General features: G+C 43.7%; 11 protein-coding genes. 7 read left to right on the top strand and 4 right to left on the bottom strand.

From position 1 onward, the window contains the following. Positions 1 to 19: 19 nt before the first annotated feature. Positions 20 to 3,184 carry a ribonuclease E gene (gene rne, locus JSY38_RS01010; RefSeq protein ID WP_205114799.1) on the bottom strand — a complete coding sequence of 1,055 codons (3,165 nt, stop codon included), beginning with the start codon at positions 3,182 to 3,184 and terminating at the stop codon, positions 20 to 22. A 470-nt stretch (positions 3,185 to 3,654) separates the two neighbouring features. Here rne and rluC point away from each other — a divergent pair, with 470 nt between their 5' ends. From rluC to JSY38_RS00995, 3 genes are all read left to right on the top strand, one after another. Continuing rightward, positions 3,655 to 4,626 carry a 23S rRNA pseudouridine(955/2504/2580) synthase RluC gene (gene rluC, locus JSY38_RS01005; protein WP_205114798.1) on the top strand — a complete coding sequence of 324 codons (972 nt, stop codon included), beginning with the start codon at positions 3,655 to 3,657 and terminating at the stop codon, positions 4,624 to 4,626. A gap of 339 nt (positions 4,627 to 4,965) precedes the next feature. Next, the gene (locus JSY38_RS01000) at positions 4,966 to 5,424 is read left to right on the top strand and encodes a hypothetical protein (RefSeq protein ID WP_114412504.1); all 459 of its coding nucleotides are present in this window, start codon (positions 4,966 to 4,968) and stop codon (positions 5,422 to 5,424) included. Positions 5,425 to 5,470: 46 nt separating this feature from the next. Further along, the gene (locus tag JSY38_RS00995) at positions 5,471 to 6,226 is read left to right on the top strand and encodes a CLCA_X family protein (protein WP_205114797.1); all 756 of its coding nucleotides are present in this window, start codon (positions 5,471 to 5,473) and stop codon (positions 6,224 to 6,226) included. A 150-nt stretch (positions 6,227 to 6,376) separates the two neighbouring features. Here JSY38_RS00995 and gcvP read toward each other — a convergent pair whose 3' ends face one another. The 3 genes from gcvP to glyA all read right to left on the bottom strand — a co-directional run bounded on the left by gcvP (position 6,377) and on the right by glyA (position 11,036). Further along, entirely contained in the window at positions 6,377 to 9,241 is a 2,865-nt protein-coding gene (gene gcvP, locus JSY38_RS00990) for an aminomethyl-transferring glycine dehydrogenase (protein ID WP_205114796.1), read from the bottom strand. Between the two features lie 75 nt (positions 9,242 to 9,316). Beyond that, the gene (gcvH, locus tag JSY38_RS00985; protein WP_114412507.1) at positions 9,317 to 9,700 is read right to left on the bottom strand and encodes a glycine cleavage system protein GcvH; all 384 of its coding nucleotides are present in this window, start codon (positions 9,698 to 9,700) and stop codon (positions 9,317 to 9,319) included. Between the two features lie 58 nt (positions 9,701 to 9,758). Beyond that, complete coding sequence (glyA, locus tag JSY38_RS00980; protein WP_114412508.1) at positions 9,759 to 11,036, bottom strand: serine hydroxymethyltransferase; 1,278 nt, start codon at positions 11,034 to 11,036, stop codon at positions 9,759 to 9,761. A 372-nt stretch (positions 11,037 to 11,408) separates the two neighbouring features. Here glyA and gcvT point away from each other — a divergent pair, with 372 nt between their 5' ends. From gcvT to JSY38_RS00960, 4 genes are all read left to right on the top strand, one after another. Further along, positions 11,409 to 12,509 carry a glycine cleavage system aminomethyltransferase GcvT gene (gene gcvT, locus JSY38_RS00975; RefSeq protein WP_114412509.1) on the top strand — a complete coding sequence of 367 codons (1,101 nt, stop codon included), beginning with the start codon at positions 11,409 to 11,411 and terminating at the stop codon, positions 12,507 to 12,509. Positions 12,510 to 12,641: 132 nt separating this feature from the next. After that, entirely contained in the window at positions 12,642 to 13,181 is a 540-nt protein-coding gene (locus JSY38_RS00970; protein WP_114412510.1) for an elongation factor P hydroxylase, read from the top strand. Beyond that, complete coding sequence (locus JSY38_RS00965) at positions 13,162 to 14,298, top strand: 4-phosphoerythronate dehydrogenase (protein WP_205114795.1); 1,137 nt, start codon at positions 13,162 to 13,164, stop codon at positions 14,296 to 14,298. Before JSY38_RS00970 ends, JSY38_RS00965 begins: the two co-directional genes overlap by 20 nt. Positions 14,299 to 14,320: 22 nt before the next feature. Beyond that, positions 14,321 to 15,043 carry a flagellar brake protein gene (locus tag JSY38_RS00960; RefSeq protein WP_114412512.1) on the top strand — a complete coding sequence of 241 codons (723 nt, stop codon included), beginning with the start codon at positions 14,321 to 14,323 and terminating at the stop codon, positions 15,041 to 15,043. The last annotated feature ends 12 nt before the right edge of the window (positions 15,044 to 15,055 follow it).

Genomic DNA, 15,055 nt, shown 5'->3' with positions numbered 1-15,055 from the left:
CGAAAATTTCATGCAGTTTTTACTCTGCATTAGTCTCTGAGGCAGGCTCAGGGCTTGTTTCTTCTCGTGAGACTCTTGGGTCATTTTTTACCCGACCAGAAGAAGCGCGACGGCGCGATGTTGCAGCGTTACGCTTTTCTTCTTGCTCTAAACGAAGCTTTTCTTGCTGAGCTAAAATAGCGGCTGGTAATTCTACCGGTGCTTTGACTTCAGTGTTGGCCGCTTTCGCTACTGGCTTACCGCGCCCACGACGAGGAGTTCGAGTCGAGCGGCCTATATTGTCAGGCTTCTCTTCTGTTGTCTCTTCTTCGGTGGTAATCTGCACTGTTTCGGCTTCTGGAGGAGTCGACTCGATAACTGCTTCAGGTTGAGTATCTTCTTTTGCTAGCGTGCTTTCAGTTGGCTCTGTCACTACTAAGGCATTGTCATAATTTTCTTGCTCAATTTTTCTCATTTGAGCTTTTACTGACATCTTAGGCTTCGTAGGTTTAGTATCAACTTCATTTTCAGATGCTTCCTTAGAGGTTTCTTCAGTTTTTTCTTTAGGAGCTTCTTCCGTTACGCCTTTAGCAGTAGTTGCTTCAGTTGTTTCTTTAGGGGCCTCTTCAGTTACGTCTTTAGCAGTAGTTGCTTCAGTTGTTTCTTTAGGAGTTTCTTCAGTCACGTCGTTAGTTGTGTCAACTTCAGTCGTTTCTTTAGGAGCTTCTTCAGTCACTTCGTTATTTGTGTCAACTTCAGTCGTTTCCTTAGATACCTCTTCAGTTGTGTCTTTAGAAACTACAGCTTCCGCTCTGTCTTGTTTTGCTTCTTTAGCCTTGCTTTCTTTTTGTGTTGCAGGCTTTTGAGCTTCAGTATTTTCTAAGGTCTCAGCTGCTTGAGCTTCATCGGTGATGCTAGATTCATTGCTTTCCTGCTGTTCATTGTTTTCTTCTTTCTGAGGGCGACGAGAGCGACGAGAGCGACGAGAGCGGCGTTGAGGCTCATCACCATTTTCACTTTTCTCTGTTACCGCATTTTGAGCTGCCTCTACTAAAGCTGCATCTTCTTGCTCTTGTAGTTTGCTTGCTTCTAACGCTTCATCCTTTAATTTTCCGTTGCGACGGCGATTGTCGTTACGGTCGCGTTTGCGCTCTTTCACTTCAGGAACGTCTTTTGCTTTCGGTTGCTGGCGAGGTGCTTTTACCGCCGCTTCTTGCTTTTCAACTCGAGTATCTTGAGTTTCTTGCTTGTTATTGCGGTTATTACGACGACCGTTATTTTTGCTGCCAGCTTCAGCTTGCTCACGACGAGACTGACGAGTTGAGCGTGCGTTTTCTGCAGTGCTGTCATCTTTATCTGAGTTCTGATGTTTAACATTACGCTTGTTATTTCTATTTGGGCGACTGTTTGTGTTTTTGCTGGATGTATTTCTGTTGCTCTGCGTGTTCGTATTTGTTGGTGCTTTACTTGTGCTCTTTGGTTTTGCATTAGTTTGTGGTTCACCAAATAGCGCTGTCATTATGCGTTTCAACAAACTTGGTTTGCTCGGCGACTTTTTGGCGGCTTTAGGGATGCTTGTTGGTGCGGTGTGCTCAGGTGCTGGTGCCTTTGGTGCAATGCTTGTTACTGCCGCTTGTGGGCGAACATTTTCATTTGCTTTGCGTGGCTCGTAAGGAGGCTGCTCTGGTGTTTCTACAAGTGAGTAACTGTTTTCGTTTTGTGTAACGACTGTGCTGTCATCACGAATACGTTCTACTTCAAAGTGCGGTGTTTCCATATGAGGATTTGGCACAAGGATGATGTGAACGCTGTTACGCTTTTCAATTTTAGCAATATTGGTGCGCTTCTCGTTTAGCAAAAAGGTCGCAACTGAAACAGGTAAAACTGCTCGAATTTGGGCTGTGCGTTCTTTAGAGCATTCTTCTTCGATAAGGCGAAGTACAGAAAGCGCTAGAGACTCAACGTCACGGATAAAGCCTTGGCCATTACAGCGAGGGCAAACGATGCCGCTGGTTTCGCCAAGAGAAGGGCGCAAACGTTGACGTGACATTTCTAATAGACCGAAGCGAGAAATACGACCAAGTTGAACGCGAGCACGATCCGCCTCTAGAGCGTTTTTCATGCGGTTTTCAACTTCTTTTTGGTTGCGTACTGGTGTCATATCGATGAAATCGATAACAACCAACCCACCGATGTCGCGAAGACGTAATTGACGAGCTATTTCATCAGCCGCTTCTAAGTTGGTTTGTAGTGCTGTTTCTTCGATATCTCCGCCTTTCGTCGCGCGGGCTGAGTTGATATCGATAGACACTAGTGCTTCTGTTGGGTCAATAACAATTGAACCGCCAGAAGGTAGGCGAACTTCACGCTGGAAAGCCGTTTCGATCTGAGTTTCGATCTGGAAACGGTTAAACAGTGGTGTGGAGTCAGTATACATTTTAATGCGCGACTTAAAGTGCGGCATTACTTGCATAACGAAGTTTATAGCGTCTTGGTAAGCGCTTTTCTCATCAATCAACACTTCGCCAATGTCTTCGCGTAGATAATCGCGAATGGCACGGATGACGATGTTGCTTTCTTGATAGATTAAGAAAGGGGCAGGTTTTTCAGATGCTGCTTTGGTGATGGATGACCATAAAGTATCAAGGTAATCCAAATCCCACTGCAACTCTTCAGTTGAACGACCAACGCCAGCGGTACGAACAATAAGGCCGCCGTTTTCTGGTGTGTTCAGGCCTGACATGGCTTCTTTAAGGTGCGATCTGTCATCACCGTCGATGCGACGAGAAATACCACCAGCGCGAGGGTTGTTTGGCATCAAAACCAAATAACGACCCGCTAAACTAACGAAGGTGGTCAAGGCTGCGCCTTTATTACCACGTTCCTCTTTGTCCACTTGAACAATCACTTCTTGACCTTCACTTAACACATCTTTGATGTTAATTCGGCCTTCGTGGTTCGATTTTTTGGAAAAATAGGTCTTGGAGATTTCTTTTAGAGGTAGGAAGCCGTGGCGATCTGCTCCGAAGTCAACAAAAGCTGCTTCTAGACTCGGCTCAATGCGAGTGATGCGACCTTTATATATATTTGACTTCTTCTGTTCGCGAGAACCGGATTCGATGTCTAGATCATATAGACGTTGTCCGTCTACTAGGGCGACGCGCAACTCTTCTTGTTGAGTTGCATTAATAAGCATTCTAATCATTATATGTGTGAACTCTGTGGGCTGATACGAAAGAGTCACAACAGTGATAGGGTAACCATTAATAAATCTGACTCAGAATTAGAGCAAGTCATTCAGTGTTCTCTGGCGAGAGGAGTACGCGATTCGTTTATTTATGTTAAACGCTTTTATGCGGTCGCTGCCGTGATCAATACCAAATAGTCTCTTTAACCGGTCTCGTTTCTTTGCTTTTACGAAACAACGCGAACGCGTGGCCTAGCAATTTAATGAGAGTTCCTTCCACTGAAGCGGATTTTTCCGAATCATGCGGTTTATTATTTAAGATTAACTGTTACAGAGGTAAGATAGGGGGCCAAAGTGTCGCTTCGGCAATTGTCATTCAATTCTTGCATCTTATCTTCGAGGTGTTTTGTTGCCTCTTACCCTTTGCGAATGTGAATATAACAGTAAAAACTAAGTGCTTCAATTATAAAGGAAACCAATCTTAGCTTATGTCGGACTCAGAACTAAATTCAACAGAGCGTCCCGCGGTTCGTTACGTCACGATTGACGACAATAATACGGGGCAGCGAATCGATAATTTTTTGGTTACCTTTTTAAAGGGTGTTCCGAAAGGCAAGATTTACAACTTACTTAGGAAAGGTGAAATACGCGTTAATAAGAAGCGAACTAAGCCTGATTACCGTCTTCAGAATGAAGATGTTGTGCGTATTGCGCCGATTGTGATTGCGCCAGAATCAGACAAGCCTGTCTTGTCTGATCGTTTAAAAAGCGAGATAGAATCACGCATTGTCTATGAGGACAAAGGGTTGATCGTTGTTAATAAACCGTCAGGCCTAGCTGTTCATGGTGGCAGTGGCTTGAGTTTTGGTTTGGTTGAGGTGATCCGCCAAATGCGGCCGTTAGAGAAGTTTGTTGAGCTTGTTCATCGACTCGACCGTGATACTTCGGGTCTTATCATGATCGCAAAAAAACGTGCAGTGTTAAAAGAACTGCATACTGCGTTACGTGAAAAAGAAGGCGTACAAAAAACGTATCTGGCTTTGGTCTATGGCAGCTGGCCTAAGCGGAAATTACAAGTTAATGCGCCTTTGTTAAAGAATGAGCTGAAATCTGGCGAGCGCGTGGTGAAGGTTCATACAGATGGGAAAGAAAGTTTAACTCGCTTTAAGTTAGTTCGTCAGTTTGAGGGATATAGTTTGGTTCAGTGTGAGCCAGTAACAGGGCGTACGCATCAGATTCGCGTTCATACGCTTCATGCGGGCTATCCAATTGTTAGTGATGACAAATACGCGCCAATGGAATCTTTAAAAGAAACAAAAGCCCTGGGCTTTAAGCGCTTATGTCTCCATGCAACACGACTAGACATTATGTTGAATGGAGAGCGTATGTTATTTGAAGCGCCACTGGATAAAGAGTGGCAAAACTTGATGAATGAAAAATTGACCGGGATTTTCTCGTAACTATATTGTCGTTTTTGAATCGTTAGTTCAAAAGACTTGCTGAGGCAGGTCTTTTTTTTGGCTTATTGTTAGTAGGTACGGCCTTTGCTTTCCTTATGGGTGACGCGGACTTTACGGTATTGGCGATTGGGTTCAGATTTATTATGTAAAAAATAGCCACCAATAATGGATTTAAATTAGGCTTTTTTGAAAGGAAATAGAGCGTCACACCTGTAGTGCTTGAAAGCGAAAAGATAAGATTAAAATGTGCATGTGCTCTTGGAGTGTTGTTCTTGTCGTTTTGCCTCAATAGAATCAAGTATTAGTTTCATTGCATCTACATTGAGCAAGAAGGTACGCATGAAGAAAGTTTTACTGAAAAAACTGCAGTCTCTCACTGCGATTCTTGTATTGAACACTGTTCCTGTTAGTTTTGCGCAAGCGAGCAACATTAGCTATGAGGCAGAGGTACTGCAAGCTAGGGTGTTGGTTGATGACAAAAGAAATGCGCTTAAGAGTGTTCATTATCAGAAAGATACATTAAAGCAGCTATATTTTGACAACTCACTGACCTATATACAAAAACACTCAAAAAAAGCAGCGACTTATCAGCATCAAGTCGCTTTAGCTTTGGTGGAGGAGGCGTATCAAGATGATTATGATACTTTATTGGATCAGTATGAGCTCGAATTGGAAAATGTCACTGATGCAAACGGTAGAATGACAGCAAAGAATAGAGTTAAAGAGCAACTGCAGGATTTAAAGGTTATGCGTGGTACAAAAATCGCAGAGTTTGATCGGCAATTTGGTATTACGTAGAACTCACTATTGCATTAAGTTTCGTCTAGTTAATTAGAGAGTTTGCATGTCTTTCAGTCAAGCCCCAATAAACTTTGTCATGATACGTCGACAATTTGATTTTCGAGGTATTGAAATGGGGCGTTGGGTAACGCCAGAAGAAAGAGATCGAGCCGCGGTGAACTTCTATCGAGCATTAGAGGATTTAATGTTCGTATTGCAAGGGCCGGAGCTATTAATATCATTGCGAGGTACTCTTGGGCTTCAATATGGAAAGGGCGGAAGACCAGGCGTAGCCGCTCACTATGTGCCTGCAACGCGGCAGCTATCATTAGCAAAAAATGCGGGAGCTGGTAGTCTCGCTCACGAATGGTTTCATGCCTTCGACCATTACATGGGTGAAAAAATGTTCCAGCATGTATCGACTTCTCATTTTGCTTCTGCATGCTGGCTAAACAGTGCCCAATTACAACTGTCTCGTAACAAGCAACCTCATCCATTGAGCTTATTATTAGCCGAGTGTTTCAAAGCCATTATGCTGAACGAGCAAGGTGATGAGCCAAGCGACATGTTTCAAATATCCCGCCTTACAGATCAAAAGTTAAAAGTCATCTATTACGCTAAACCAGAAGAGATGGCAGCACGCGCTTTCGAGGCGTTCGTTGAGGACACAAAACCTACCAGCACCTTCTTAGTAAAAGGAAGTCGCCATTCTGAAGAGGCCAAAATGGGCCTTTACCCTCAAGGTGAGCAGCGACTTCGTATTAATCAAGCCTTTCAGAATTATTTTAGTTTGCTTGGTCACGCGTTAAGTAAAGCGTAATACTTATATTTAATAAATAAAATACCATTTATATTTTAATTATCCTATGGGTTCGATGCTGTAAAGGATCAGAGATCAATGAAACAAAAAAAGGCGAATCATTGCTGATTCGCCTTTTTTGGTTCTAGTACTTTTTAGTAGCTTCGAATATTAGTCTTCGTAGCTGTCTATTGGTGGGCATTCGCAGAATAGGTTGCGGTCACCGTAGACATTGTCAATACGACCAACGGGTGGCCAGTATTTACGTGCTTTGATCCAATTTAAAGGATAGGCGCCTTCTTTGCGTGAGTAAGCGTGGTTCCACTCCATATCTAAAAGGCTGTCTGCTGTGTGTGGTGCATTGACTAGCGGGTTGTCTTCTAGAGGCCATTCGCCGGCTTGCACCTTGCTGATTTCTTTGCGAATTTGAATCATTGAATCACAGAAGCGGTCTAGCTCTTCTAGGTTTTCTGATTCTGTTGGCTCGATCATTAGTGTTCCAGCAACAGGGAAAGACATGGTTGGTGCATGGAAGCCAAAGTCCATCAAACGCTTAGCGATGTCTTCTTCACTGATGCCTGATTCTGCTTTTAGTGGACGAATGTCGATAATGCACTCGTGTGCCACTGTGCCGTTTTTACCTGTGTAAAGAACTGGGTAATGTTCGCCTAAGCGCTTAGCAATGTAGTTGGCATTCAAGATTGCGTTGAAGGTGGCATCGCGCAAGCCTTTGTCGCCCATCATTTTGATGTACATCCAAGTGATCACAAGAATACTTGCACTACCGTATGGTGCAGCTGAAACCGCGCCGTGTTGCTCAAGCATGCCCATCACAGGTGAAACCGCGTGGCCAGGTAAGAAAGGCGCAAGGTGAGATTTAACACCGATTGGGCCCATGCCTGGACCGCCACCACCATGTGGGATGCAGAATGTTTTATGTAGGTTAAGATGCGAAACGTCACCACCAAATGAGCCAGGAGGCGCAACACCCACTAGAGCGTTTAGGTTGGCGCCATCAATGTACACTTGACCACCAAATTTGTGAACAATGTCGCAGACTTCACGAATGTGTTCTTCAAATACACCGTGAGTAGATGGGTATGTTGCCATGATGCAACTCAGTTCAGCAGCATGCTTTTCAGCTTTTTCAGCAAGGTCAACTAAATCAATGTTGCCGTCTTCGTCGCATTTCACGATGACAACTTTCATGCCGGCTAACGCAGCAGAAGCTGGGTTTGTTCCATGAGCTGAGCTTGGAATCAAGCACACATCACGATCATGGTCGCCGCGAGACTTGTGGTACTTATCGATAGCGATAAGACCAGCGTACTCACCTTGTGCGCCAGAGTTTGGTTGCAAAGAAACAGTGTCATATCCCGTTGCTTTAGAAAGCATGTCGATAAGTTCTTGCAATAATGCATGATAGCCAGCAACTTGAGTGCTTGGTGCAAATGGATGGATGCGACCAAATTCAGCCCAAGTAACCGGAATCATTTCGGATGCCGCATTTAGTTTCATTGTACAAGATCCAAGAGGGATCATGCTTTGGTTCAGTGCAATGTCTTTGACTTCCAGTTGGTGCATGTAGCGCATCAATTCGGTTTCGCTGTGATGACTATTAAATACTGGGTGAGTCAGAATATCATCTTGACGCAATAGGGTAGCATCAAAGCCATAAGTGCTTTCAGCGTTTGTGATGTCTTCTAGTGATAGTTCTGCGCCGAAGCATTCAGCCAAGTCGATAAGATCATTCGGGGTGATTGTTTCGTTTAGTGCGATAGACACTTGGCTGTCAGACGCTTTATGGAAGTTCATTAACTTCTCAGCACCTTTTGCCATGATGCTATCAGTTTTTTCACCAGTGTTAACGATAACGGTATCAAAGTAACTTGAGTTAGTGGTGAAGCCTTTTGATTGGATGGTATTGGCAAAGCAGTTGGTAAGCGCCGCAACGCGGTTCGCTATCTTTTTAAGGCCAGCAGGGCCGTGATAAACTGCGTAGAAGCCAGCCATCATTGCTAGTAGTGCTTGAGCGGTACAAATGTTCGATGTCGCTTTTTCACGGCGAATATGTTGTTCACGTGTTTGCATTGCCATGCGTAATGCTGGTTTGCCATGACTGTCTTTCGATACGCCGATAACACGACCTGGCATAGAGCGTTTGAATGCATCTTTGGTTGCTAAGAATGCAGCGTGTGGGCCACCAAAGCCCATTGGCACACCAAAGCGCTGAGCGGAGCCGAACACGATGTCTGCACCCATATCACCTGGTGATTTCAATAGAACAAGAGACAGTAGGTCGACGGCAATGCTGACAAGTGCGCCTTGCTCATGTGCTTGGGCAATAACAGGGGTTAAATCAGTCACTGTGCCATCAATGCCTGGGTATTGAATAATGGCGCCGAATACATCGTGTTGTGCGAAATTTGCGATATCATCAACGATGACTTCAATTTCAAGTAGTTCTGCTCGAGTTTTAACGACGTCTATTGTTTGTGGCAAGCAGTGGCTTGCAACGAATAATTTATCGCTCTTCTTGCGGTTGGAGCGTTTCATTAGTGTCATCGCTTCGGCTGCGGCCGTCGCTTCATCTAATAAAGAGGCGTTGGAAATTTCCATGCCAGTTAGGTCGATAATGACTTGTTGGAAGTTTAATAGTGCTTCCAAGCGACCTTGAGATATTTCTGGTTGGTAAGGCGTGTAAGCCGTATACCAGCCTGGGTTTTCTAGTAGGTTGCGCAGAATCGGAGAGGGCACATGTGTGTCGTGGTAACCCATGCCGATAAAAGAGCGCGCAACTTTGTTTTGATTGGCGATGGTCTTTAGTTGAACAAGTGCTTCGTTTTCACTAACAGGGTTAGCTGAAAGATCTAGATTTGCTTGACGAATGGCTTCCGGGACTGTTTTTTCGATTAGTTCTGGAAGGCTGTTGATGCCAATTGTAGATAGCATTTTTGCCTGCTCTGATGCGTCAGGGCCAATGTGGCGAGCAATAAATTCATCACTGTTTAACAAATCGCGAATGCACGAGGTCATGGTTTAATTACCTATTAAGATTAGATCGAGGAGTTAGGCTCTCAATACGGATAGAGGGAGAGCCTAGATTTGAGGTTATTCGATTGTGGCTGAATAGCCTGCAGCATCAAGTAGTTTGTCAAGATCAGCAGGGTCGCTGAGCTTGATTTTAGCAATCCATGCGTCTTTAAAAGGTGCTTCATTGATTAGCTCTGGTGAGTCATTTAGAGCTTCATTAACTTCAATTACTTCGCCATTAACAGGGGCATAAATATCAGAAGCCGCTTTCACAGACTCAACTAAAGAAAATTGCTCTGTAGCAGTTACGTCGGCGCCAACTTCAGGTAGTTCAACGTAAACTACATCGCCTAGTAGGTCTTGTGCGTGATCGGTAATGCCAACAGTAACTGTTCCATCGCCGTTATCCAACACCCATTCATGGGAGTCAGCGTATTTTAGGTTTTCTGGGATAGTGCTCATAGTATTTATGCCTCTTTAAAAAAATACCCAAGGAGGGTTGCCCCTTGGGTACGTGATCTTAGCGGTAAAGTGGGAAGCGTTTGCAAAGCTCTTTAACTTCTGCAAGTACGCGAGCCTCTACTTCTGGGTTTCCTTCTGGCATTGCTACCAAGCCATCAAGTACATCGCTGATAAGATGACCCACTTTTTGGAATTCTTCAATACCAAATCCACGAGATGTTGCTGCCGGTGTACCTAGGCGGATACCAGAAGTTACCATCGGTTTTTCTGTGTCGAATGGAATGCCATTTTTGTTACAGGTAATGCCAGCGCGTTCAAGGGCGGCATCTGCTGCGTTACCTTTTAGTCCTTTTGGACGAAGGTCAACTAGCATTAGGTGTGTATCGGTACCACCAGTAACGATGTCACAACCACGTTCAACCATTACTTCAGCAAGCGCTTTAGCGTTAGCAACGACTTGTTTAATGTAATCAGTAAACTCTGGCTTCAATGCTTCGCCGAAAGCGACTGCTTTACCAGCAATAACGTGCATCAATGGACCACCTTGGTAGCCAGGGAATACCGCAGAGTTGATTTTTTTGCCAAGATCTAGGTCATTGGAAAGAATCATACCACCACGTGGGCCGCGAAGTGTTTTGTGTGTTGTTGTTGTAACAACGTGTGCATGTGGAAGTGGAGATGGGTGAACACCCGTCGCAACAAGTCCAGCAATGTGAGCCATGTCAACGAAAAGGTAAGCACCAACTTTGTCTGCAATTTCACGGAAGCGCTTGAAGTCGATTTGACGTGGAATGGCTGAGCCACCCGCGATAATCATCTTTGGCTTGCACTCTAGTGCTTGTGCTTCGATAGCATCGTAATCAATTAATAATGTTTCTGGGCTAACTTCGTACTGAACAGCGTTAAACCATTTGCCAGATTGAGCTGGTGCCGCGCCGTGAGTTAAGTGACCACCAGAAGACAATGACATACCCATAATAGTGTCGCCAGGCTGAAGCAGTGCTAGCATTACTGCACCGTTAGCTTGTGCGCCAGAATGAGGCTGAACGTTTACAAACTCACAGTTGAAAAGTTTTTTAGCACGGTCAATGGCAAGCTGTTCCGTTACGTCAACTGCTTCACAGCCACCATAGTAGCGACGATGTGGGTAACCTTCTGCATATTTGTTGGTTAGTACTGAGCCCTGAGCTTCTAAAACCGCTTTTGAAGTGATGTTTTCAGAAGCAATCAATTCAATGCCGGTTTCTTGGCGTTCTTGCTCTTCAACGATTGTTGCAAAAAGTTCTTGATCTCGCTCAGCTAAAGTTTGGCTGAAAAAAGCTTCGGTATTCGCCATGGGGAAATTCCTCTTAAATAAACATGTATGCCAAAAAGACAATGAGTCGTGCGTATAATAACACTAAGGCAGTCTATGATGATGAAAAAAGATCATCTTTCTAGGAGCGTCAGTCATTGTTCGGTTTACGTCATTTTTGACTATGATAATGAAAAAGTTTCCAATTGGAAACAGTAATTGGGGTGGATTTTTCAAGTTTGTTTATTAATATACTTGACCGTTCGTTTAATATTTTGCATTGAAAATATTGAGTTTAGGTTGGATGTTCTTCGATTAAATGCTGCTTGGGGCTTGTCAAGTCTGGCTGAATTTGGATACTCTGTTTCCAATTGGAAACAAACATTGTTACTACTTTAATTAAAGGTTTTCGTTATGAAACGTACTGCTCTATGTGATTTACATGTCGCTTCAGGCGCTAGGATGGTTGAATTTGCTGGTTATGAGATGCCAGTTCAATATCCGTTAGGTGTGATGAAAGAACATTTATGGGCTCGTGAAAACGCGGGGTTATTTGATGTGTCGCACATGGGGCAGGTAATGCTACGAGGTAAAAATGTAAAAGCTGCGCTTGAAGCTATTTTGCCTGTTGATGTAATTGGATTGCCTGAAGGTACACAGCGTTACGGTATGTTTACGACTGATAAGGGCGGTATTACGGACGACTTAATGTTCGCCAATTGGGGCGATGAAGTATTTATGGTTGTGAATGCTGGCTGTAAAGACCAAGACTTTGCTTATTTAAAAGCTACGTTGGTTGATTGTGATGTTGACGTTATAGAAGATAGGTCATTGCTAGCAATTCAAGGGCCAAAAGCGCGTGAAGTGTTTGCGCGTATGGTTCCTGATGCTTCCAGTATGACATTCATGCAAAGCTTGAAGCTAGAATGGCAGGGCGTGGAGCTATGGGTGAGTTGTTCTGGTTATACTGGTGAAGACGGTTACGAAGTTTCTGTGCCAAATGACAAAGCTGAAGTTTTTGCTAATGCTTTATTGGCGTTTGACGAGGTGGAGTGGATTGGTCTTGGTGCGCGTGACTCATTACGCTTAGAGGCTGGTTTGTGCTTGTATGGTCATGATATTGACGCGACAACAACACCAGTGGAGGCTTCTCTTAATTGGGCGATACAAAAAGTGCGTCGTTTAGATGGGGCGCGTGCTGGTGGCTTTCCGGGTGCTGATATCATTTTACCGCAATTTGTCAATAAACCAGCAAGAAAGCGTGTTGGTTTTCTAGTTGATGGTCGTGCCCCGGTTCGTGAAGGTGTGGAGATAGTGGATGCTTCTGGTGAGGTTAAAGGTGTTGTGACTAGTGGTGGTTTCTCTCCAACTCTTGCTAAGCCTATCGTGATGGCTTATGTGGCAGTCCAGGCGCTTGATGGCGGCGAAGATTTATTTGCTAGCGTTAGGGGTAAGAGTATTCCTTTGGCTCAGACGTCTATGCCGTTTGTACCTTCTCGATATTATCGAGGCTAATGTTTAGAGTGTTTTTTTAGCCCGCTCATGAGTTTGGCGGGATTGCATAAAATGCGCTGCGTGAAGTTATTTTCTTTGCGTGGCGCATTTTTCTTTCTTATGTGATAATTCTTTGCTTTTGGAGTCTATACGTTGGCAAGTGTAACGCAGCTTGTTGAAGCCTTTAGCGCCTGTTTTCTCTCAAGTTTTAATACCCGCCTTGTAGGTGGTGCAGATGAACCCTTATATTTGCCTGCTGAGGTTGGTGCTCCGGCGACTATATATTTTCGCTTCGATTACTGCTCAAGTGCGCTACATGAAGTGAGCCATTGGTGTATTGCAGGCTCAGAAAGGCGTTTGCTGGAGGATTATGGTTATTGGTATGAATCCGATACGCGAGATTTGAAAACCCAGCAAGAGTTTGAGTGTGTCGAGGTTAAGCCTCAGGCTGTTGAGTGTGTTTTGCATTGGTCGGCAGGGCTGCCATTTCGTGTAAGTGTTGATAATTTGTCTATGCCTGATTATGACGCTAAGCACTTTGAACAAGCTGTAATGAAGCAGGTAGGTAGCTATATAGTTACTGGCTTGCCGAGAAGGGCTGAGGCTTTTTCAACCTATTTATTGGCACAACGCCATCCAGATTTAGTTTTTAGTGAGTTTTTAAAGCAACAGTATGAAAATTATTGCAGATGAGAATATGCCAAATGCGAAAGCTCTTTTTTCGCATTTGGGTGATGTGGAATTGGTAAATGGCCGGACAATAACAAACAACCAAATAAAAGACGCAGATGTGCTTTTGGTTCGTTCTGTGACGAAAGTGACGCGGGAGTTGCTTGAGGGTAGTTCTGTTTGTTTTGTGGGCAGCGCTACCATAGGTGTCGATCATATCGATCTAGATTATCTGGCTGAAGTGGGTATTGCATTTAGTAGTGCGCCCGGTTGCAACGCAGAAGCAGTCGCGGATTATGTGTTTAGTGGTTTGAGTCATCTTTATATGACAAAAAAACTTAGCTGGTTGAGTAAGAAAATCGGCGTGATTGGCTATGGTAATGTTGGTAAAGCTGTATATGACCGTTTTGCTGATTTAGGCTGTCATGTATGCATTCATGATCCTATTAAGGAAAAAGAGGGTGGTTCAGCGAACTTTGTTTCTTTGGATGAAATTCTTTGTTGTGATGTAATTTCTCTGCATGCGCCTTTAACAAACTCAGGCCCTTGTCCAACTATGGGGATGATCGGCAGCGAGGAGCTTGCTAGGGTGTCCGCTGGTGTTACTATTATTTCGGCTGGACGAGGTGGTGTTATTGAAGAAAATGCACTGCTTGAACGCTATAAGCAATTAGACGGTAATATTCATCTGGTGATAGATGTCTGGGATGCTGAGCCAGAAATTAACCAGAATCTTGTCTCTATTGTCGATATTGCCACACCACATATCGCGGGCTACAGTAAGCAAGGTCGTGAAAAAGGTACCTGGATGGTTTATCAGGCTTTGTGTCGCCATTTAGGGCTAAATTCACACGTAATTAATAAAAAAGACGCTATTAGTTCAGGTTGGCTTTCTTTTATTGATGTTGCTGCCGGTGTCTCGCAAGAAGAAATGCTGGCTCGAAGTGTGCAAGCAATTTATGATGTGGCTAGGGATGATGTTCGGTTGCGCTTTAAATACCGAGAAAATAAAGAAAGTAATGTTTTTGATTGGTTGAGAAAGCATTATGTAGAAAGAGATGAATTAAATACTTGTACTGTGCGTGCGAATAGTAATGGAGTCTCTAGTTTAATAGATGCCGTTGGTTTCTCGAGACAATAAATAATAAAGCTAAGGTAAAAGAATGGCTGGAGTTATGCAGGTTGATTTGGGGGATCTTGATGTACCTATAGGTACAAACGTTCAAATAGAATTTATTTCTCCTCCTGGTCGTTATATGGTGAAAGTTCTTGGAAATATTCCGGGCAGATCATTGATACTTTCTACACCTAAAATAAATGGTAAAAATATTTTGGTTAGAGATGGTCAGGTAGTAAATGCTCGACTAATGCTGAGTACTCACGTTTGTGCCTTTTCTAGTAAGGTGGCGAAAAGCTATTTGGAGCCGGCAGCACATCTCCATATTGCTTACCCAGAATATGTTGAAACATCTGAAGTGCGTCAGGCGGTTCGTGTAGAGACTCGTTTGATTTCTAATTTAGAGCCAAACGGTTCTTCGTTGTCTATTTCAGATTCATCCTCTGCTGTGATTATTGATTTAAGTCTTGGTGGGGCTAAGCTGATCTCAAAAGAAGATTTTGGCTCTGTTAATCAAACAATGAAGCTTAACTGTAATATTAAAGTGGGCCCATATAATCACCTTTTAAAGCTAGATTGTGAAATCCGTTCTCAAGAAATTCAAATGTTAGAGCAAGTTCAAGCGAGCTTAGTAGATAATGATTTTCTAGCAAGAATGGGTGTGGAATATTTTTATGTTTACGGTGTGCGATTTGTTGATTCTGGGAAAGATGTAGGTATTCCGCTGATGGCGTTTATTTTCGAGACTCAGCGCAATAAATCTAAATGAAGTTATATACTT

Origin of the sequence: Marinomonas foliarum (genome assembly GCF_016906065.1) — a bacterium.
In the GTDB taxonomy this organism is placed as follows: domain Bacteria; phylum Pseudomonadota; class Gammaproteobacteria; order Pseudomonadales; family Marinomonadaceae; genus Marinomonas; species Marinomonas foliarum.
This window is presented reverse-complemented; position numbering and strand designations above follow the sequence as displayed.

What these genes read in the sequence shown, in the direction of transcription:
- rne (WP_205114799.1), bottom strand. Translation starts at nt 3,184, where the DNA reads ATGATTAGAATGCTTATTAATGCAACTCAACAAGAAGAGTTGCGCGTC.
- rluC (WP_205114798.1), top strand. Translation starts at nt 3,655, where the DNA reads ATGTCGGACTCAGAACTAAATTCAACAGAGCGTCCCGCGGTTCGTTAC.
- JSY38_RS01000 (WP_114412504.1), top strand. Translation starts at nt 4,966, where the DNA reads ATGAAGAAAGTTTTACTGAAAAAACTGCAGTCTCTCACTGCGATTCTT.
- JSY38_RS00995 (WP_205114797.1), top strand. Translation starts at nt 5,471, where the DNA reads ATGTCTTTCAGTCAAGCCCCAATAAACTTTGTCATGATACGTCGACAA.
- gcvP (WP_205114796.1), bottom strand. Translation starts at nt 9,241, where the DNA reads ATGACCTCGTGCATTCGCGATTTGTTAAACAGTGATGAATTTATTGCT.
- gcvH (WP_114412507.1), bottom strand. Translation starts at nt 9,700, where the DNA reads ATGAGCACTATCCCAGAAAACCTAAAATACGCTGACTCCCATGAATGG.
- glyA (WP_114412508.1), bottom strand. Translation starts at nt 11,036, where the DNA reads ATGGCGAATACCGAAGCTTTTTTCAGCCAAACTTTAGCTGAGCGAGAT.
- gcvT (WP_114412509.1), top strand. Translation starts at nt 11,409, where the DNA reads ATGAAACGTACTGCTCTATGTGATTTACATGTCGCTTCAGGCGCTAGG.
- JSY38_RS00965 (WP_205114795.1), top strand. Translation starts at nt 13,162, where the DNA reads ATGAAAATTATTGCAGATGAGAATATGCCAAATGCGAAAGCTCTTTTT.
- JSY38_RS00960 (WP_114412512.1), top strand. Translation starts at nt 14,321, where the DNA reads ATGGCTGGAGTTATGCAGGTTGATTTGGGGGATCTTGATGTACCTATA.